The sequence below is a fragment of the Klebsiella sp. FDAARGOS_511 genome (assembly GCF_003812845.1).
Classification (GTDB): domain Bacteria; phylum Pseudomonadota; class Gammaproteobacteria; order Enterobacterales; family Enterobacteriaceae; genus Klebsiella; species Klebsiella grimontii.
In genome coordinates, this window is the sequence record NZ_CP033824.1 from 4,649,934 (window position 1) to 4,669,615 (window position 19,682).

Here is a 19,682-nt window from a genome sequence, read left to right on the forward strand (position 1 = left end):
CTGATTTATCCCCGTCTTCGTGGCAAACTAGCCGCCGAATTTATAGCAGAGCGTGCCCTGGGGGATAGCGTGGATAAAATTTTTGTTGATGAAGCCGTTAATGAGCTTCATACCATTCAGGACATGCTGCGTTGGGCGGTAAGCCGCTTTAGCGCCGCAAATATCTGGTACGGACACGGCACCGATAACCCGTGGGATGAAGCCGTACAACTGGTGATGCCGTCACTGTATTTGCCGCTTGATATTCCGGAAGATATGCGTACGGCGCGTCTGACTTCAAGCGAAAAACATCGCATCGTTGAGCGCGTCATTCGCCGTATTAACGAGCGCATTCCGGTCGCTTATCTGACCAATAAAGCCTGGTTCTGCGGCCATGAGTTTTACGTTGATGAGCGCGTGCTGGTGCCGCGTTCGCCGATTGGCGAACTCATTAACAACCATTTTTCCGGCCTGATTGACCACTATCCGCAGCACATCCTCGATATGTGCACCGGCAGCGGTTGTATCGCTATCGCCTGCGCATACGCTTTCCCGGAAGCGGAAGTCGATGCGGTGGATATTTCTCCTGACGCGCTGGCCGTGACCGAGCAGAACGTGGAAGATCACGGCTTAATTCATAACGTGACGCCGATTCGCTCCGATCTATTCCGCGATCTGCCGAAGGTACAATACGATCTGATCGTGACCAATCCGCCGTACGTCGATGAAGAAGATATGTCCGACCTGCCGGGCGAATATCGCCATGAACCGGTTCTGGGACTGGCCTCCGGTAGCGATGGCCTGAAATTGACCCGCCGGATCCTGGCCTGCGCGCCGGATTATCTCAGCGATGACGGTATCCTGATTTGTGAAGTCGGTAACAGCATGGTACATCTGATGGAGCAATATCCTGACGTGCCGTTTACCTGGCTGGAGTTTGAAAATGGCGGCGATGGCGTCTTTATGCTGACTAAACCGCAGCTGATTGCCGCGCGCGCGCATTTCGGTATTTATAAAGACTAAAACAACACGCAAACATAACGACAAAAACGGAGCCGTGATGGCAGGAAACACAATTGGACAACTCTTTCGCGTCACGACGTTCGGCGAGTCGCATGGCCTGGCGCTGGGCTGCATTGTTGACGGCGTGCCGCCAGGCATCCCGCTAACCGAAGCCGATCTCCAGCACGATCTCGATCGCCGTCGTCCGGGAACCTCGCGCTATACCACCCAGCGCCGCGAGCCGGACCAGGTGAAGATCCTCTCCGGCGTATTCGAGGGCGTAACCACCGGGACCAGCATTGGCCTGCTGATTGAGAATACCGACCAGCGTTCTCAGGACTACGGCGCCATTAAGGACGTTTTCCGTCCGGGACACGCAGACTACACCTACGAGCAGAAATATGGCCTGCGCGACTATCGCGGCGGCGGTCGTTCCTCCGCGCGTGAAACCGCTATGCGCGTGGCCGCCGGGGCGATTGCCAAGAAATTCCTTGCCGCGAAATTCGGTATTGTGATTCGCGGTTGCCTGACCCAGATGGGCGATATCCCGCTGGCGATAAAAGCGTGGGATCAGGTAGAGCAGAACCCGTTCTTCTGCCCGGATCCGGACAAAATCGAAGCGCTTGATGAACTGATGCGCGGCCTGAAAAAAGAGGGCGACTCCATCGGGGCGAAAGTCACGGTGGTGGCCGATGGCGTACCGCCGGGGCTGGGCGAACCGGTGTTTGACCGTCTGGATGCCGATATCGCGCACGCGCTGATGAGCATTAATGCGGTGAAGGGCGTAGAAATTGGCGATGGTTTTGAGGTGGTGAAACTGCGCGGCAGCGAAAACCGCGATGAAATTACCAAAGCGGGCTTCCAGAGCAACCACGCGGGCGGCATTCTCGGCGGCATCAGCAGCGGTCAGCAGATCGTGGCGAATATCGCGCTGAAGCCGACCTCCAGCATTACCGTACCTGGACACACGATCAATCGCTTAGGTGAAGAAGTTGAGATGATCACCAAAGGGCGTCACGATCCTTGCGTCGGTATTCGCGCGGTACCTATTGCCGAAGCGATGCTGGCGATCGTGTTAATGGATCACTTTATGCGTCAGCGCGCGCAAAACGGCGACGTGACGACATCAATTCCACGCTGGTAATAGATGAAAAAAACCGTTATCGCACTGCTGGCGCTTCTCGCCAGCGGTACCAGCCTGGCGGCAACGCCGTGGCAGAAAATCACGCAGCCCGTTAGCGGCAGCCCGCAGTCCATTGGCGCGTTTGCCAATGGCTGTATCGTTGGCGCGCAGGCGCTGCCGTTAAACGCCACCGGCTATCAGGTGATGCGTACCGATCAAAACCGCTACTTCGGCCATCCGGACCTCGTGCAGTTTATTCAGCGTCTGAGCAATCAGGCGCACAATAAAGGCATGGGAACGGTGCTGATTGGCGACATGGGTATGCCAGCCGGGGGACGCTTTAACGGCGGCCACGCCAGCCATCAGTCCGGGCTGGACGTCGATATTTTTCTTCAGCTGCCGCAGGCGCGCTGGAGTTCAGCTCAGCTGCTGAAGCCGCAGGCTCTGGATCTGGTGGCCCGCGACGGCAAGCGCGTGGTGCCGTCGTTGTGGAGCCCGCAAATCAGCCAGCTGATTAAGATGGCGGCGGAAGATAGCGAAGTCACGCGTATTTTCGTCAACCCGGCGATTAAGCAGCAGCTGTGCCTTGATGCCGGTAACGATCGCGACTGGCTACGCAAGGTCCGCCCGTGGTTCCAGCACCGCGCGCATATGCACGTGCGCCTGCGCTGCCCGGCAGGCAGCCTCGAGTGTGAAGACCAGACCCCGCCTCCGGCCGGCGACGGCTGCGGCGCGGAATTGCAAAGCTGGTTTGAACCCCCTAAGCCGGGATCAACCCCTCCTGTGAAGAAGACGCCGCCTCCGCTGCCGCCTTCCTGCCAGGCGCTACTGGATGAGCATATTCTTTAATGGATAGTTTTCTCGACGTTTTTATGGTGTCACCGACGGTACTGGTCGTACTGTTCTTCGTGGCCATTCTGGCGGGTTTCATCGATTCTCTGGCGGGCGGCGGCGGGTTATTGACCGTGCCGGCCCTGATGGCGGCGGGTCTTCCCCCTGCGCAGGCGCTGGCCACCAACAAGCTGCAGGCCTGCGGCGGGTCGCTTTCCGCTTCGCTGTATTTCATTCGCCGCAAGGTGGTGAATCTGGCCGATCAGAAGCTCAATATTCTGATGACCTTTCTCGGCTCGACCGGCGGCGCGCTGCTGGTTCAGCACGTTCAGTCCGACGTTCTTAAGCAAATACTGCCCATTCTGGTTATCGGTATCGGCCTCTATTTTCTGCTGATGCCGAAGCTCGGTGAAGAGGACCGGCAGCGCCGTCTGTATGGCCTGCCGTTTGCCCTGATTGCCGGCGGCTGCGTTGGCTTTTACGACGGTTTCTTTGGCCCGGGCGCCGGATCTTTTTACGCGCTGGCGTTCGTCACGCTGGCCGGGTTCAACCTGGCGAAATCGACCGCGCATGCAAAATTGCTGAATGCGACCTCTAACGTTGGCGGCCTGCTGCTGTTTATCATCGGCGGTAAGGTCATTTGGGCTACCGGCTTTGTGATGATGGCTGGGCAATTTATCGGCGCTCGCGCGGGATCGCGGCTGGTGCTGAGCAAAGGACAGTCACTGATTCGACCGATGATCGTCGTGGTGTCGGCGGTGATGAGTGCAAAACTGCTTTATGACAGCCATGGACAGGAGATCCTCCACTGGCTGGGGATGAACTAATGAACAGCACGCATAAATATGAACAGCTGATCGAAATCTTCGACGGCTGTTTTGCTGACGATTTTAATACCCGTCTGATTAAAGGCGATGACGAACCGATCTATCTTCCGGCAGATGATGATGTGCCGTACAACCGCATCGTCTTTGCCCACGGCTTTTACGCCAGCGGACTGCACGAGATATCGCACTGGTGTATTGCCGGAAAGGCGCGCCGTGAGCAGGTTGATTTCGGTTACTGGTACTGCCCGGACGGCCGCGACGCGATGACCCAGTCTCAATTTGAAGACGTCGAGGTGAAGCCTCAGGCGTTTGACTGGCTGTTTTGCGTGGCGGCGGGATATCCCTTTAACGTCAGCTGCGACAACCTGGAAGGGGATTTTGAGCCTGACCGCATCGCTTTTCAGCGGCGCGTGCATGCCCAGGTGATGACCTATCTGGAGCAGGGGATCCCCGAGCGTCCCGCGCGTTTCATTCAGGCGCTGCAAGAATATTACCAAACGCCGCCCTTGACGGCAGAACAGTTCCCGTGGCCGGAAGACCTGCACTAAGGCCACGCTTTACATACTATGAGGAAAGAAGATGATCGCGGAGTTTGAATCACGCATTCTGGCGTTAATAGATAATATGGTCGACCACGCCAGTGATGACGAACTGTTTGCCGGCGGTTATCTGCGCGGCCACCTGACGCTGGCGGTGGCCGAGCTGGAAGGAGAGGACGAGCATACTGCGCAAGCGGTGCATGACAAAGTAGCCCAGAGCCTGGAAAAAGCCATCAGCGCGGGCGAACTGTCGCCGCCGGATCAGATTCTGGTGCAGGAAATGTGGAACAGTCTGTATCAGAAGGCGATGCAGAAATAGTTCTGCTCTTCGCCAAAGCCCGGCGATCGCTCCGCCGGGCCCGTTTTCCCTCAATTATTTCACCGCTTTCCCTTTCAGCAGCTTTCTGACCCACAGCCGGTTAGGGTTCAGCGCCGCCAGCGTTTCTTTATCCATGGGGAGTGGCTCATGGCTCATTTGCGACGCCAGAATTTCAGCCGCCAGCGGCGCGGAGCACAGGCCGCGTGAACCCAGCGCGCCCAGCATATACAGGTTGCGGTAAACCGGCGCTTCTCCGGCCTGCTCCTGATGTTCAGCCAACGAGGCATATGCGCTTAAGGTAGCGTCATAATCAGGTACGTTGCCGACCATCGGCAAATGATCGCGGGTTGCACAACGCACGCCGCTGCGTGACTGATTTGCGCTCACGTCTACCTCCCGCGTCCATTCCGCCTGCGGGAAGCAGTCAATCAGGCGTTGCCGATTCTGCTGCTGATCGTCGGCGCTAAATGCGGCTTCTGCTTGCCCTCGGTGGTAGCTTGCGCCAATGCAGTGTTGCTTATTATGCGGGTTTTGCGGCGTCAGGTAGCCGTTGTAGCACAGGACCTGGCGCAATTTCGATAGCCCTGGCGTCGTCGGAATATGGCTAACCTGACCGGCAACCGGGTACATGGGAAGATGCTCCGTCTGGCTGAAGTGGGTCAACTTATGGCCGTTGGCCAGTATCACGACCTCGTGGTACTGCCGTTGGTTTAACTGCCAGCCGCCATTGTCTGCGCTGAGAGCCTTTACCGGGTAATCATAGTGAACGAGGAGTCCGCGAGTCGCGGCGAGAGCCAGCAGCTCAGCGGTTAACTGCTGCGGACAAAGCCAGCCGCCTGCCGGATAGGCGATGCCGCCGCAGCCGGTTTCGACACCGGTTTGTTGCTCTGCGGCCTCGGCGTTCACGGCGACGGCGATTTCTGGCGGAAGATTAAGCTCAATCATCTGAGCGATTTTCTGCGCGCTTTTTGCATCCCAGCCCAGCTGCGTCACGCCGCACCATTCATGATCGAACATCACCGGCAGCGTGTCGTACAGGCGGCGGGCGAAAGTAAACGCCGCTGGGAAGAAGCGGGCAAGGGCGGGATCGTGCTGGCTGAGCAGCGGATAGAGCGCACCCTGGCGGTTTCCGGAGGCGCCTTCGGCCGGCGCGCTGTCGGCGCAGTATAACGTCACCTGCCATCCGCGGCGCAGCAGCGCCAGCGCGAGCAGGGCGCTGGCGATCCCCCCGCCGATAATCGCGGCATCGCGATGTTCCGTACCGCTGCGGGCAAACCACGGCGCGCGCGCGGGGATCTCCAGCGTCTGAAGCATTTCACCGGTGAGCATTTCGCGCTTGCGGCCAAAACCTTTGCGCTTCTGCATGCTGAAGCCGGCTTCCTGCAGCCCGCGACGCACAAAACCGGCGGAGGTGAAGGTCGCTAGGGTGCCGCCGGGTCTGGCCAGTCGGGCCATCGCCGCAAACAGCTCCGCTGTCCACATGTCCGGGTTTTTTGCGGGGGCAAAGCCGTCGAGAAACCAGGCATCTACCTGCCGATTAAGCGAATCATCGAGCTCGTTGGTCAGTTGATTAATATCGCCAAACCACAAGTCCAGCGTGACCCGACCCTCGTCCAGCAGCAGACGATGGCAGCCCGCGATGGGCAGAGGCCACTGCGCCTGCAGCTGCTCGGCCCAGGTTGCAAGTTCCGGCCAGCGCTGGTGAGCAAGGCGCAGGTCGTCCGCTTTCAGCGGAAATTTTTCGAAACTGATGAAATGTAATCTTTGCAGGGTAGCTTGTGGATTCTCACGGTGAAAAACGTCAAACGCCTGCCACAGCGTGAGGAAATTGAGGCCGGTACCGAACCCGCTTTCGGCAACCACAAAAAACGGGCGGGGATGTCCTGGAAAACGTTCATTGAGCCGATTGCCGCCGAGGAAGACGTAGCGCGTCTCTTCCAGACCGTTGTCATTGGAAAAGTACACATCGTCAAAATCTCGGGAAACAGGTGTACCCTCAGCGTTGAATTCCAGGTTGGCAGGTTGTATGGCGTTTTGTTTCACGTAAGTTACTCGAATCACAAGGCGTAGAACGATCTTAACGATGTGTGCCTGAGGGCGCAAATTTATACACAAATTGGCTGATCGGACTTGTTCGGCGTACAAGTGTACGCTATTGTGCGACTCGAAACTTACTATAGTGCGACTTACAGAGGTATTGAATGAAACGTGCAGTGATTACTGGCCTGGGCATCGTTTCCAGTATTGGTAATAACCAGCAGGAAGTCCTGGCATCTCTGCGTGAAGGACGCTCCGGGATCACTTTCTCTGAAGAGTTTAAAGATTCGGGAATGCGCAGCCACGTATGGGGCAACGTCAAACTGGACACCACCGGCTTGATCGACCGTAAAGTGGTTCGTTTCATGAACGATGCCTCTATCTATTCCTATCTCTCTATGCAGCAGGCTATTGAAGATGCTGGCCTGAAAGATGAAGTCTATCAGCAAAACCCGCGCGTGGGTCTGATTGCCGGTTCCGGCGGTTCTTCTAAATCTCAGGTTTTCGGCGCTGACGCAATGCGCAGCCCGCGCGGCCTGAAAGCGGTTGGCCCTTACGTGGTGACCAAAGCGATGGCGTCCGCGGTGTCCGCTTGCCTTGCAACACCGTTCAAAATCTACGGTGTGAACTACTCCATCAGCTCCGCTTGCGCGACTTCCGCACACTGCATCGGTAACGCTGTTGAACAAATCCAGCTGGGCAAACAGGATATCGTGTTTGCTGGCGGCGGCGAAGAGCTGTGCTGGGAAATGGCGTGCGAATTCGATGCGATGGGCGCGCTGTCCACCAAATACAACGAAACGCCGGAAAAAGCGTCCCGTACCTATGATACCCACCGTGATGGTTTTGTTATCGCGGGCGGCGGCGGTATGGTTGTGGTTGAAGAGCTGGAACATGCCCTGGCGCGCGGCGCGCACATCTATGCTGAAATCGTTGGTTACGGCGCAACGTCCGATGGCGCAGACATGGTTGCCCCGTCCGGTGAAGGTGCGGTTCGCTGCATGAAGATGGCGATGGACGGTGTTGATACGCCGATTGACTATCTGAACTCCCACGGCACTTCTACCCCGGTAGGCGATGTGAAGGAGCTGGGGGCGATTCGTGAAGTCTTTGGCGATAACAGCCCGGCTATCTCCGCGACCAAAGCGATGACCGGTCACTCCCTGGGCGCCGCTGGCGTACAGGAAGCTATCTACTCCCTGCTGATGCTGGAACACGGCTTTATTGCGCCGAGCATCAACATTGAAGAGATGGACGAGCAGGCGGCTGGCCTGAATATCGTGACCGAGCCGACTGAACGCGCGCTGAAGACCGTGATGTCTAACAGTTTCGGCTTTGGCGGGACTAACGCTACGCTGGTGATGCGCAAATACAGCGCATAACGAGCACACTTTACAAGGGGAGCCCGTTGGCTCCCCTTTTTTGTATTCTTGACAGACCCCTGCGCGAAAAGGCAAACTCCTGCCACAACATTAGTCTCTCAGATAATGCGTAAGCGTTTAACGTCATCCAACGCGCCTTAACCCTGATAATCAGGTGGAGAGGGCGTGGCTATCACCTCGCCTTACTCTGCGAACTGGAGTAAAGCATGTCCGCAGTCACTGAAACAAAACATAACCCTTCAGCGAATGGTTCGCTGTTTCGCATCACTTTTGCCGTTTTTCTGACCTATATGACCGTCGGCCTGCCGCTACCGGTTATCCCCTTGTTTGTCCATCAGGAACTGGGATTCGGCAACACCATGGTTGGCATCGCTGTCGGTATTCAATTTCTGGCGACCGTATTAACTCGAGGCTATGCCGGCCGCCTTGCCGACCAGTACGGCGCCAAACGCTCTGTACTTCAGGGGATGCTGGCCTGCGCGCTGGCGGGTGGCGCCTGGCTGTGCGCGGCGCTGCTGCCGGTGCCGGTCATGGCGAAGTTTGGCCTGCTGGTGCTTGGCCGCCTGATTCTGGGGTTTGGGGAAAGCCAGCTGCTCACCGGGAATTTAAGCTGGGGGATGGGGCTGGTGGGTCCCATGCGATCCGGTAAAGTCATGTCGTGGAACGGCATGGCGATCTACGGCTCGCTGGCGGCCGGGGCCCCGCTGGGGCTGCTAATTTACAGCCATTACGGCGTCGCGGCGCTGGCCTGCGTCACCATGGTACTGCCGTTAGTGGCTTGGGCGATTAACGGCACGGTGCGTAAAATTCCTGCTCACGGCGGCGACCGCCCGTCGCTGTGGAGCGTGGTCGGAATGATCTGGCGGCCCGGTATCGGTCTTGGTCTTCAGGGCGTTGGCTTCGCGGTAATTGGTACCTTTGTCTCTTTGTATTTCGCCAGCAATGGCTGGGCGATGGCCGGCTTTACGCTGACCGCGTTTGGCGGGGCATTCGTGCTGATGCGCGTGCTGTTTGGCTGGATGCCGGATCGCTTCGGCGGGGTAAAAGTGGCCATCGTTTCGCTGCTGATTGAAGCGATAGGCCTGGCGCTGCTTTGGCAGGCGCCCAATGCCTGGATCGCGCTGGCGGGCGCGGCGCTAACCGGCTGCGGATGCTCGCTTATCTTCCCGGCGCTGGGCGTCGAGGTCGTGAAGCGGGTACCACCGCAGGTTCGGGGAACGGCGCTTGGCGGCTATGCCGCGTTTCAGGATATCTCTTACGGCGTCACCGGCCCGCTTACCGGGCTGCTCGCGACTTCGTTGGGCTACTCTTCGGTCTTCCTGGCTGCGGCGATATGCGCCGTGCTGGGGATCCTGGTTACACTGGTGTCGCTGCGTAAGTAGCGCTTCATTCGGCCCGGCATGCGGGCCGAATGATATGTCCTTAAATCACCAACCACAACAGGGCAAGCACCACGATAACTGCCAGCGCGATAACCCACGGTTTTTTCAATGCCAGCCGCGTTGAGGCGGGAGGCGCCTGAACCGGCGGGATCGCCAGCGTCTCCTGGGCTCTGGCTACCCTGAGCACAAAAATTTTGTTAAGCAGCGTCAACAGCTGCGCTGCGCTGAGCGGCGTTTGCGCCGTCGCGTGCCAGTGGGTTTGGGCAAAATCCATCACTCTTTGCCATTCTGCGGCTTCAAGCGGCTGTTTTAATGCGGCCTGCAGCGAGGTCAACGTCGGCGCAGCCTGCGAACTGAGCGTTTGCCGCGCGTGGAGCCAGTACGAGAGGGGCGTAAAGTGGGTCGCCGGGATCAGCTCTCCGCTCTTGACGCCGCTTAGCTCCAGCATGGATTGCCAGATAAGCTTGCTGGACTCGCCGGTGGCCGCGGCGAGTTTAGTCACCTGCTGATTGAGCGTGTTGTGTTCTGCTGGCAGCAGCGGACGATGCGTTGGCGGGCGCTGCTGCGGCTGAGGAATCGAGAGCTGGCCGCTTTGCAGGAGTTGCAGAACATTCTCCAGCTGCGGCTGGGTCAAGGCATGCAGCGCGGTTTGACCGTCATGCTGACGAATATAATCGCTGACCGCCTGGCGATTGTTGCCCTGGTTCAGCAGTTCGCTCAGCTGCGCCAGGATTTGCCGACGGTGATGATTTTGCTGGGCGAGGATTAAGCGCTGGTTCAGGCTGTTCTCGGCGGCGGCAAAATGGCTTGCCAGCAGCGGCGCGTCGTTTTTCAGGCTAAGATCGTGTTTTACGCAGGCCCACACTTCCGCATTTTGCTGCGAGGTTAAGGCCACCAGGCGCGTAATGAGCCGCTCAAGCGCGGTGCGCTGCTGAGTGGTGAGCGGAGGTTCGCCCGATCCCGGAGGGCGTTCGGACATACCTGAAACGGGTTGCGTCATGATTAATCCTTTGCGTATTGCTGTACTAAGGGCCGGGTGATGATGTTCCTGGCGGCCAGATTATGGCACACTTCCCCGGTTTACTCTCGCTCTCAGACAGGTACTGAACCGTGAAAATCCTCGTTGATGAAAATATGCCCTATGCGCGCGAGCTTTTTAGCCGCCTGGGGGAAGTCAAGGCCGTTGCTGGCCGCCCTGTCCCGGTCGATGCGTTGAATGACGCCGATGCGCTGATGGTGCGATCCGTCACCAAAGTTAACGAAGCGCTGCTTTCCGGCAAGGCGATCAAATTTGTTGGCACCGCGACGGCGGGTACCGATCATGTCGATCAGGCGTGGCTGCATCAGGCGGGAATCGGCTTTTCCGCGGCCCCGGGCTGCAACGCTATCGCGGTGGTGGAATATGTTTTTTCCGCGTTATTAATACTGGCCGAACGCGATGGTTTTGCGCTTAGCGACCGTACCGTCGGGATCGTGGGCGTCGGCAACGTGGGCGGGCGCCTGCAAAAGCGCCTTGAGGCGCTGGGAATAAAAACTCTGCTTTGCGATCCGCCGCGCGCCGATCGTGGCGATGAGGGCGATTTTCGCACCCTCGACGAGCTGGTGCAGGAAGCGGACATTCTGACTTTCCACACGCCGCTCTATAAGGAAGGGCAGTACAAAACGCTGCACCTGGCGGATGAAGCGCTGATTCGCCGCCTGAAGCCGGGGACGATTTTAATCAACGCCTGCCGTGGGCCGGTGGTGGATAACGGCGCGCTGCTGCAGCGGCTGCAGGCCAATCAGTCCTTAAGCGTGGTACTGGATGTCTGGGAGCCGGAGCCGGACCTGAATACCGAATTGCTCAAGCGGGTGGATATTGGTACGCCGCATATTGCCGGTTATACCCTTGAAGGAAAAGCGCGCGGTACGACGCAGGTTTTTGAGGCCTACAGCGCGTTTATTGGTCATCCACAGCAGGTGGCGCTGGACACGTTGCTGCCGGCGCCGGAGTTTGGCCGCATTACGTTGCACGGGCCGCTCGATCAGGCAACGCTAAAACGGCTGGCGCATTTGGTGTATGATGTGCGCCGCGATGATGCGCCGCTGCGAAAAGTCGCGGGCGTTGTGGGCGAGTTCGACAAACTGCGCAAAAATTATCAGGAACGCCGTGAATGGTCTTCGCTATACGTGCAGTGCAGCGATGCGCAGGCGGCGACGCTGTTGCGCCAACTGGGCTTCAACGCCGTACATCATCCTGTTCGTTAATATCATCTTAATGCTCCTGCTGGATAATCCGGCAGGGCTGCTTTTTTCTGGAGTACACCACCATGTCTGAAGGCTGGAATATTGCCGTACTGGGCGCAACGGGCGCCGTAGGCGAAGCCCTGTTCGAAACGCTTGCCGATCGTCAGTTCCCGGTGGGGGATATTTATGCCCTGGCGCGTAGCGATAGCGCCGGGGAACATCTGCGTTTTTCGGGCAAATCGGTAGTCGTACAGGATGCGGCCGAATTCGACTGGACTCAGGTCCAACTGGCCTTTTTTGCCGCCGGTGTCGAAGCGACCGCGGCGTATATCGAAGACGCCACAAACGCGGGCTGTCTGGTGATTGATTTAAGCGGTCTGTTTGCGCTGGAGCCGGACGTACCGCTGGTGGTGCCGGATGTCAACCCGTTCGTGCTGGCGGATTATCGCAATCGTAACGTTATTGCGGTACCGAATAGCCTGACCAGCCAGCTGCTGTCGGCGTTAAAACCGCTGATCGATCAGGGCGGCTTGTCGCGCATCAGCGTGACCAACCTGCTGTCCGCCTCCGCCCACGGTAAAAAAGCGGTGGATGCGCTGGCAGGGCAGAGCGCCAAACTGCTCAACGGTATTCCGATCGATGAGGACGACTTCTTCGGCCGCCAGCTGGCGTTCAATATGCTGCCGCTGCTGCCCGATCGGGAAGGAAGCGTGCGCGAAGAGCGTCGTATCGTCGATGAAGTCCGCAAAATTCTGCAGGATGATGGCCTGATGATCTCCGCAAGCGTCGTTCAGTCACCGGTATTCTACGGTCATGCGCAGATGGTCAGCTTTGAAGCGCAGCGCCCGCTGGCGGCGGAAGAGGCGCGCGATGCCCTTAGCCGCGGCGAAGATATCGAGCTGTCAGAAGAGGGCGAGTTCCCGACGCAGGTCGGCGATGCTTCCGGTAATGCCCGCCTTTCCGTCGGCTGCGTGCATAACGATTACGGGATGCCGGAGCAGGTGCAGTTCTGGTCCGTCGCCGATAACGTCCGTTTTGGCGGCGCGCTGGTGGCGGTGAAAATCGCTGAGAAGCTGGTTAAGGAGTATCTGTACTGATGTCTGAGATGGAGCAGCCGGTGGTCTACAAAATTGCGCTGGGCATCGAATATGATGGCAGCAAGTACTACGGCTGGCAGCGGCAGAATGAAGTTCGCAGCGTGCAGGAGAAGCTGGAAAAAGCGCTTTCGCAGGTGGCGAATGAGCCTATTAACGTTTTTTGCGCCGGCCGTACGGACGCCGGCGTTCACGGCACCGGTCAGGTGGTGCATTTTGAAACGCGCGCGCAGCGTCAGGATGCCGCATGGACGCTGGGCGTTAATGCCAATTTACCCGGCGACATTGCGGTTCGCTGGGTAAAGCCGGTTCCGCAAGACTTTCACGCTCGCTTTAGCGCCACGGCGCGTCGCTATCGTTATGTTATCTATAATCATCGTCTGCGACCGGCGGTATTGAGCCGCGGCGTAACCCATTATTATCTCCCGCTTGATGCGGAGCGGATGCAGCGCGCCGCTCAGTGTCTGCTGGGAGAGAATGATTTCACCTCGTTTCGTGCGGTACAGTGCCAGTCGCGCACGCCGTGGCGCAACGTGATGCACATCAACGTCACCCGTTATGGTGCATATGTGGTGGTGGACATCAAAGCGAATGCCTTTGTACATCATATGGTAAGGAACATTGTCGGCAGTCTGATGGAAGTAGGTGCCGGTAACCAGCCAGAGAGCTGGATTGCAGATCTTCTGGCGGCAAAAGACAGGACGCTTGCCGCCGCAACGGCAAAAGCGGAAGGATTGTATCTGGTGTCGGTGGACTACCCGGCCCGTTACGACCTCCCGGTCATGCCGATGGGCCCGCTGTTTCTGGCGGACTAACCGGATTATTAAGGGCTAACGCAAACTATGGACCTGATTCACTTTTTAATTGATTTTATCCTGCATATTGATGTGCATCTGGCTGAGCTGGTCGCGGAGTACGGCATTTGGGTATACGCGATTTTATTCTTGATTCTGTTCTGCGAAACCGGCCTGGTGGTCACGCCGTTCCTGCCGGGGGATTCGCTGCTGTTTGTGGCTGGCGCGCTCTCCGCGCTGCCGACCAACGATCTCAACGTGCATTTAATGGTGCTGCTGATGGTCATTGCCGCGATTGTTGGCGATGCCTTGAACTACACGATTGGCCGGCTGTTTGGTGAAAAGCTTTTCAGCAATCCCAATTCGAAAATTTTCCGCCGCAGCTACCTGGATAAGACCCATAGCTTCTACGAACGACACGGCGGTAAAACCATCATCCTGGCCCGTTTCGTGCCAATTGTCCGAACGTTTGCGCCGTTTGTGGCAGGAATGGGGCATATGTCCTATCGTCATTTTGCGATGTATAACGTTGTTGGCGCGCTGCTGTGGGTACTGTTGTTTACCTATGCAGGTTATCTGTTCGGCGATTTGCCGATCGTACAGGAAAACCTTAAGCTGCTGATTGTGGCGATTATCGTCCTCTCCGTATTGCCTGGCGTGATTGAAGTCATCCGCCACAAGCGGGCGGCGGCGAAACAGGCGAAATAACGCGGCGACGTTCTTCGGGCGGTATGCCGCCGTCCGAAGAGTGAAGTGTGAGCGGTTCGACCACTTTTTTATCCCATGTTACGGGATGTTATGATTTAATGTGCAACATTCATGGTCTGTGAGGGGCAAAAATGGCATTATGCGCCCCTTGCGACAAAACTGGCATCGACCAGGTTCAGGTAGAAAGGTTATCAATGAGCTGGATTGAACGAATTAAAAGCAATATAACCCCCACCCGTAAGGCAAGTATCCCTGAAGGTGTATGGACCAAGTGCGACAGCTGCGGACAGGTATTGTACCGCGCAGAGCTGGAGCGCAACCTGGAGGTTTGCCCTAAGTGCGATCACCACATGCGCATGTCGGCGCGCAACCGCCTGCATAGCCTGCTGGACGAAGGTTCTCTGGTGGAGCTGGGAAGCGAGCTCGAGCCGAAAGATGTGCTGAAGTTCCGCGATTCGAAAAAGTATAAAGACCGTCTGGCGTCCGCCCAGAAAGAGACTGGCGAAAAAGACGCGCTGGTGGTTATGAAAGGCACCCTGCACGATATGCCGGTTGTTGCCGCCGCTTTCGAATTCTCCTTTATGGGCGGGTCAATGGGCTCAGTGGTCGGCGCGCGCTTTGTTCGCGCGGTTGAGCAGGCGCTGGAAGACAACTGCCCGCTGATTTGCTTCTCCGCATCCGGCGGCGCGCGTATGCAGGAAGCGCTGATGTCGCTGATGCAGATGGCGAAAACCTCCGCTGCGCTGGCGAAAATGCAGGAGCGCGGCTTGCCGTATATCTCCGTGCTGACCGACCCAACCATGGGCGGTGTCTCGGCGAGCTTTGCAATGCTGGGCGATCTCAACATCGCTGAGCCAAAAGCGCTGATCGGCTTTGCCGGCCCTCGCGTTATTGAGCAGACCGTTCGCGAGAAGCTGCCGCCGGGGTTCCAGCGCAGCGAGTTCCTGATTGAGAAAGGGGCGATCGACATGATCGTACGCCGCCCGGAAATGCGTCTGAAGCTGGCCAGTATCCTGGCGAAGCTGATGAACCTTCCGGCGCCAAATCCGGAACCCGCTCACGAAGGCGAGGTGGTGCCGCCGGTACCGGATCAGGAACCAGAGGCCTGATAATGGAGAGGGCAGGCCTGACGGCGCTGCCCTTTTTTATACGCGTAGCGATCTTAACTCTTGCCGGACATCATGGAAAAACAACCTATTCCTCAGGCCACGTCGCCCCTGGCTACGTGGCTTTCTTATCTGGAGCATCTGCACAGCAAAACTATCGATCTCGGGCTGGCGCGCGTCAGCGAGGTCGCGCAGCGGATGGCGGTATTAAAACCGGCGCCGTTTGTCTTCACGGTGGCGGGGACCAACGGTAAAGGCACTACTTGCCGTACCCTGGAGTCGGCGCTGATGGCGGCGGGTTACAAGGTTGGGGTTTACAGTTCGCCGCATCTGGTGCGCTACACCGAGCGGGTGCGCGTGCAGGGCGAGGAGTTGACGGAGCTGGCGCATACCACCTCTTTTGCCGAAATTGAAGCCGCGCGCGGTGAGATTTCCCTGAGCTATTTTGAGTTCGGCACGCTTTCCGCGCTGTGGCTGTTTCAGCAGGCGCGGCTGGATGTGGTGATTCTTGAGGTGGGTCTTGGCGGCCGGCTGGATGCGACCAATATTGTCGATGCCGACGTGGCGGTGGTGACCAGTATTGCCCTCGACCATATCGACTGGCTGGGGCCGGATCGCGAAAGCATCGGCCGCGAAAAGGCGGGTATTTTCCGCGCCGGAAAAGCGGCCATCGTCGGTGAACCCGACATGCCGTTGACCATTGCTCAGGTGGCGGATGAAAAAGGGGCGCGGCTCCAGCGCCGTGACGCTGACTGGCGGTACGAGGCCGGGGAACAAGGCTGGTCTTTCTACGATCGGCTGGGGGCATTGACCGATCTGCCGCTGCCGCAGGTTCCGATGCCGAATGCGGCTACGGCGATTGCGGCCCTGCGCGCCAGCGGGCTTAAGGTTAGCGAGCAGGCGATTCGTGATGGCGTACAACGCGCGATGCTACCGGGGCGATTCCAGATAATTAGCGAGGCTCCCCGGACGATCCTTGATGTTGCCCATAATCCGCACGCGGCGGCATATCTCGCGGGGCGTCTCAGAACCTTATCGAAAACAGGGCGCGTGCTGGCGGTTATTGGTATGCTGCATGACAAGGATATTGCAGGTACGCTGGCAAATCTGCAGACGGAAGTTGACGACTGGTACTGCGCGCCGCTGGAAGGGCCGCGTGGAGCCACGGCGGAGCAGCTGCTGGAACATTTGCGCACAGGCAAAGTCTATATTAGCGTCGCGCAGGCGTGGCATGCCGCGATGGCGGACGCCAGGCCTGAAGATACGGTGCTGGTATGTGGTTCATTCCACACGGTGGCGCATGTAATGGAAGAAATAGACGCGGGGAGAATCGGTGGCGAGTAAGTTTCAGAACCGTTTAGTCGGGACGATTGTGCTAGTGGCGCTGGGGGTGATTATCCTGCCAGGGCTGTTGGATGGTCAGAAAAAACATTATCAGGATGAGTTTGCCGCGATCCCGCTGGTGCCAAAGCCGGGGGATCGCGATGAGCCGGATATGCTGCCTGCAGCAACTCAGGCGCTGCCTTCGCAGCCTCCGGAAGGGGCGGCGGAAGAGGTGCGAGCAGGCGATGCCGCTGCGCCATCGCTGGATCCGTCGCGTATACCGGTGAACAACAACAGCTTTGATGTGGTGCAGGAGCCGGTTGTGACGCCTAAGCCACAGCCAAAACCTCAGCCGAAGCCTCAGCCTAAGCCGGTAGAGAAACCACAGACGCAGCAGGTTGCGGCGCAGACGCCGCCGCCTAAACCGCAGCAGCAGGCTGAAATCCCGGCGCCGACCGGCAAAGCGTATGTTGTGCAACTGGGCGCGCTGAAGAACGCCGATAAGGTTAACGAGATTGTTGGTAAGCTGCGTGCTTCTGGCTTTAAAGTTTACACGTCGCCTTCGACGCCGGTGCAGGGTAAAATCACCCGTATTCTCGTGGGGCCGGATACTTCGAAGGATAAGCTGAAAGGCCAGCTAGGTGAGCTGAAGCAGATTTCAGGACTTAGCGGCGTGGTCATGGGCTACAGCCCGAACTAACTCTCTCTTTTTTAAAGGAGTAGAGGGCCGGAACCCCTGTCTGACGCGCCCTGAAGAGGCGAAAGACAGTATGGCGTTGAATGTTTTTTCAGCGCCATTTTTATTTCTGTAGGGCACGGAAATCCCTACGCAAACGTTTTCTTTTTCTGTTAGAATGCGCCCCGAACCGGACGACAGGGCGTAAAATCGTGGGACGTATATGGTCTGGATTGATTACGCCATAATAGCGGTGATTGGTTTTTCCTCTTTGGTCAGCCTGATCCGCGGCTTTGTTCGTGAAGCTTTATCGCTGGTAACCTGGGGATGCGCTTTCTTTGTTGCCAGTCATTACTACACTTACCTGGCTGTCTGGTTCACGGGCTTTGAAGACGAACTGGTCCGAAATGGGATTGCTATCGCGATACTGTTTATCGCAACGCTTATCGTCGGCGCTATCGTTAACTTTGTGATAGGTCAGCTGGTGGAAAAAACCGGCCTGTCGGGAACCGACAGGGTGTTAGGGATCTGCTTTGGCGCCCTGCGCGGGGTGTTAATCGTCTCAGCGATTCTGTTCTTTCTCGATAGCTTCACCGGTATGGCGAAAAGCGAAGACTGGCAAAAGTCTGAGCTTATCCCTCAGTTCAGTTTCGTTATCAGATGGTTCTTTGACTATCTGCAGAGCTCGTCAAGTTTCTTGCCCAAAGCATAAGCGTTGGGATGTAGCTTAACGAGGAAAAGACGTATGTGCGGTATTGTCGGTATCGCCGGTGTTATGCCGGTAAACCAGTCCATTTATGACGCGTTAACGGTGCTTCAGCATCGTGGCCAGGATGCCGCAGGCATCATCACCATTGATGCGAACAACTGTTTCCGTTTGCGTAAGGCGAACGGACTGGTGAGCGACGTTTTTGAAGCTCGCCATATGCAGCGTATGCAGGGCAATATGGGTATTGGTCACGTTCGTTACCCGACGGCTGGCAGTTCCAGCGCCTCCGAGGCACAGCCTTTCTACGTCAACTCGCCGTATGGCATTACGTTGGCGCACAACGGTAACCTGACTAACGCTCACGAGCTGCGTAAAAAGCTGTTTGAAGAAAAACGCCGCCACATCAACACCACCTCTGATTCCGAAATTCTGCTCAACATCTTCGCCAGCGAGCTGGACAATTTCCGCCACTACCCGCTGGAAGCAGACAACATTTTTGCGGCGATCGCTGCCACCAACCGCCAGATTCGCGGCGCTTACGCCTGCGTGGCGATGATTATCGGCCACGGTATGGTCGCCTTCCGCGACCCGAACGGCATCCGTCCGCTGGTGCTGGGTAAACGCGATATTGGCGATGGCCGCACCGAATATATGGTCGCTTCGGAAAGCGTAGCGCTGGATACGCTAGGCTTTGAGTTCCTGCGCGACGTGGCGCCTGGCGAAGCGGTGTATATCACCGAAAAAGGCCAGCTGTTCACTCGTCAATGCGCGGAGAACCCGGTCAGCAACCCGTGCCTGTTCGAATACGTTTACTTTGCGCGTCCGGACTCCTTCATCGACAAAATCTCCGTCTACAGCGCCCGCGTTAATATGGGGACTAAGCTGGGTGAGAAAATTGCCCGTGAGTGGGAAGATCTGGATATCGACGTGGTCATTCCTATCCCGGAAACCTCCTGCGATATCGCGCTGGAAATTGCCCGTATTCTCGACAAACCTTACCGCCAGGGCTTTGTTAAAAACCGCTACGTTGGCCGTACCTTTATCATGCCGGGGCAGCAGCTGCGCCGTAAGTCCGTACGCCGTAAGCTTAACGCCAACCGCGCCGAATTCCGCGATAAGAACGTGCTGCTGGTGGATGACTCCATCGTGCGCGGCACCACCTCAGAGCAGATTATCGAGATGGCGCGCGAAGCAGGGGCTAAGAAGGTGTATCTGGCCTCCGCTGCGCCGGAAATTCGCTTCCCGAACGTGTATGGCATCGATATGCCGACCGCCAATGAGCTGATCGCGCACGGGCGTGAGGTGGACGAGATTCGCCAGATCATCGGCGCCGATGGCCTGATTTTCCAGGATCTGGACGATCTGATTGACGCGGTGCGCGCGGAGAATCCGGATATTCAGCAGTTTGAATGCTCGGTGTTCAACGGTATCTACGTCACTAAAGATGTCGATCAGCAGTATCTGGACTATCTCGATTCCCTGCGTAACGACGATGCGAAAGCGGTTCAGCTGCAGAACGAAGTCGAAAACTTAGAGATGCATAACGAAGGGTAATCCTTTGATTTGCCGAAAGCCCGTGGTCCGATGGCCGCGGGCTTTTTTATTTTCTCGCACCAATTGCGGGT

The 19,682-nt window shown here is 57.5% G+C and carries 19 protein-coding genes; 17 read left to right on the forward strand and 2 right to left on the reverse strand.

Features of this window, described 5'->3' with window-relative positions; genetic code table 11:
• The first annotated feature begins 69 nt into the window (after positions 1-69).
• From prmB to EGY08_RS23550, 6 genes are read left to right on the forward strand one after another with little or no spacing between them, the layout of a single operon-like run.
• Positions 70-1,002, forward strand: a complete 933-nt coding sequence (prmB, locus tag EGY08_RS23525; RefSeq protein WP_009652591.1) for a 50S ribosomal protein L3 N(5)-glutamine methyltransferase — start codon at positions 70-72, stop codon at positions 1,000-1,002.
• Positions 1,003-1,039: 37 nt separating this feature from the next.
• Entirely contained in the window at positions 1,040-2,125 is a 1,086-nt protein-coding gene (gene aroC, locus EGY08_RS23530) for a chorismate synthase (RefSeq protein ID WP_004123252.1), read from the forward strand.
• 3 nt (positions 2,126-2,128) lie between these two features.
• The gene (gene mepA / locus EGY08_RS23535) at positions 2,129-2,953 is read left to right on the forward strand and encodes a penicillin-insensitive murein endopeptidase (protein WP_004123249.1); all 825 of its coding nucleotides are present in this window, start codon (positions 2,129-2,131) and stop codon (positions 2,951-2,953) included.
• Positions 2,953-3,762: a sulfite exporter TauE/SafE family protein gene (locus EGY08_RS23540; protein ID WP_004123247.1), complete on the forward strand. Its 810-nt coding sequence runs from the start codon at positions 2,953-2,955 to the stop codon at positions 3,760-3,762. Before mepA ends, EGY08_RS23540 begins: the two co-directional genes overlap by 1 nt.
• The gene (locus EGY08_RS23545; RefSeq protein ID WP_123829007.1) at positions 3,762-4,310 is read left to right on the forward strand and encodes an elongation factor P hydroxylase; all 549 of its coding nucleotides are present in this window, start codon (positions 3,762-3,764) and stop codon (positions 4,308-4,310) included. Before EGY08_RS23540 ends, EGY08_RS23545 begins: the two co-directional genes overlap by 1 nt.
• Before the next feature lie 31 nt (positions 4,311-4,341).
• A complete protein-coding gene (locus tag EGY08_RS23550; protein WP_004123241.1) occupies positions 4,342-4,620 on the forward strand; it encodes a YfcL family protein in 279 nt (92 codons plus the stop codon).
• A 54-nt stretch (positions 4,621-4,674) separates the two neighbouring features.
• Here EGY08_RS23550 and mnmC read toward each other — a convergent pair whose 3' ends face one another.
• A complete protein-coding gene (gene mnmC / locus EGY08_RS23555; RefSeq protein ID WP_112165717.1) occupies positions 4,675-6,663 on the reverse strand; it encodes a bifunctional tRNA (5-methylaminomethyl-2-thiouridine)(34)-methyltransferase MnmD/FAD-dependent 5-carboxymethylaminomethyl-2-thiouridine(34) oxidoreductase MnmC in 1,989 nt (662 codons plus the stop codon).
• A 158-nt stretch (positions 6,664-6,821) separates the two neighbouring features.
• Between mnmC and fabB the strand changes: the two genes are divergently transcribed.
• Together fabB and EGY08_RS23565 are read left to right on the forward strand one after the other, a co-directional pair.
• Positions 6,822-8,039 (forward strand): beta-ketoacyl-ACP synthase I, encoded by a 1,218-nt coding sequence (fabB, locus tag EGY08_RS23560; protein ID WP_004123236.1) that lies wholly within the window; start codon positions 6,822-6,824, stop codon positions 8,037-8,039.
• Positions 8,040-8,245: 206 nt separating this feature from the next.
• Positions 8,246-9,421, forward strand: a complete 1,176-nt coding sequence (locus EGY08_RS23565) for an MFS transporter (protein WP_004123233.1) — start codon at positions 8,246-8,248, stop codon at positions 9,419-9,421.
• Positions 9,422-9,461: 40 nt separating this feature from the next.
• Here EGY08_RS23565 and flk read toward each other — a convergent pair whose 3' ends face one another.
• Positions 9,462-10,421 carry a flagella biosynthesis regulator Flk gene (gene flk / locus EGY08_RS23570; RefSeq protein ID WP_004123231.1) on the reverse strand — a complete coding sequence of 320 codons (960 nt, stop codon included), beginning with the start codon at positions 10,419-10,421 and terminating at the stop codon, positions 9,462-9,464.
• Positions 10,422-10,531: 110 nt separating this feature from the next.
• Between flk and pdxB the strand changes: the two genes are divergently transcribed.
• The 9 genes from pdxB (at position 10,532) to purF (ending at position 19,611) form a co-directional block, all read left to right on the forward strand.
• Positions 10,532-11,668: a 4-phosphoerythronate dehydrogenase PdxB gene (gene pdxB, locus EGY08_RS23575; protein ID WP_049114649.1), complete on the forward strand. Its 1,137-nt coding sequence runs from the start codon at positions 10,532-10,534 to the stop codon at positions 11,666-11,668.
• Between the two features lie 62 nt (positions 11,669-11,730).
• On the forward strand, positions 11,731-12,744 hold the full coding sequence (locus tag EGY08_RS23580) for an aspartate-semialdehyde dehydrogenase (RefSeq protein WP_123829008.1): 1,014 nt from the start codon (positions 11,731-11,733) through the stop codon (positions 12,742-12,744).
• A complete protein-coding gene (gene truA / locus EGY08_RS23585; protein WP_004123224.1) occupies positions 12,744-13,556 on the forward strand; it encodes a tRNA pseudouridine(38-40) synthase TruA in 813 nt (270 codons plus the stop codon). Before EGY08_RS23580 ends, truA begins: the two co-directional genes overlap by 1 nt.
• Positions 13,557-13,583: 27 nt before the next feature.
• Positions 13,584-14,243, forward strand: coding sequence for a DedA family protein (locus EGY08_RS23590; protein ID WP_004123217.1), 660 nt, complete (start codon positions 13,584-13,586; stop codon positions 14,241-14,243).
• A gap of 194 nt (positions 14,244-14,437) precedes the next feature.
• On the forward strand, positions 14,438-15,352 hold the full coding sequence (gene accD / locus EGY08_RS23595; protein WP_004870882.1) for an acetyl-CoA carboxylase, carboxyltransferase subunit beta: 915 nt from the start codon (positions 14,438-14,440) through the stop codon (positions 15,350-15,352).
• 72 nt (positions 15,353-15,424) lie between these two features.
• Complete coding sequence (gene folC, locus EGY08_RS23600; protein WP_112165573.1) at positions 15,425-16,693, forward strand: bifunctional tetrahydrofolate synthase/dihydrofolate synthase; 1,269 nt, start codon at positions 15,425-15,427, stop codon at positions 16,691-16,693.
• Complete coding sequence (gene dedD / locus EGY08_RS23605; RefSeq protein ID WP_049114652.1) at positions 16,683-17,372, forward strand: cell division protein DedD; 690 nt, start codon at positions 16,683-16,685, stop codon at positions 17,370-17,372. The genes folC and dedD overlap by 11 nt, the downstream gene beginning before the upstream one ends.
• Positions 17,373-17,571: 199 nt before the next feature.
• Positions 17,572-18,060: a colicin V production protein gene (gene cvpA / locus EGY08_RS23610; protein ID WP_004104143.1), complete on the forward strand. Its 489-nt coding sequence runs from the start codon at positions 17,572-17,574 to the stop codon at positions 18,058-18,060.
• Between the two features lie 33 nt (positions 18,061-18,093).
• Positions 18,094-19,611, forward strand: a complete 1,518-nt coding sequence (purF, locus tag EGY08_RS23615) for an amidophosphoribosyltransferase (protein WP_004123211.1) — start codon at positions 18,094-18,096, stop codon at positions 19,609-19,611.
• Positions 19,612-19,682: the final 71 nt, after the last annotated feature.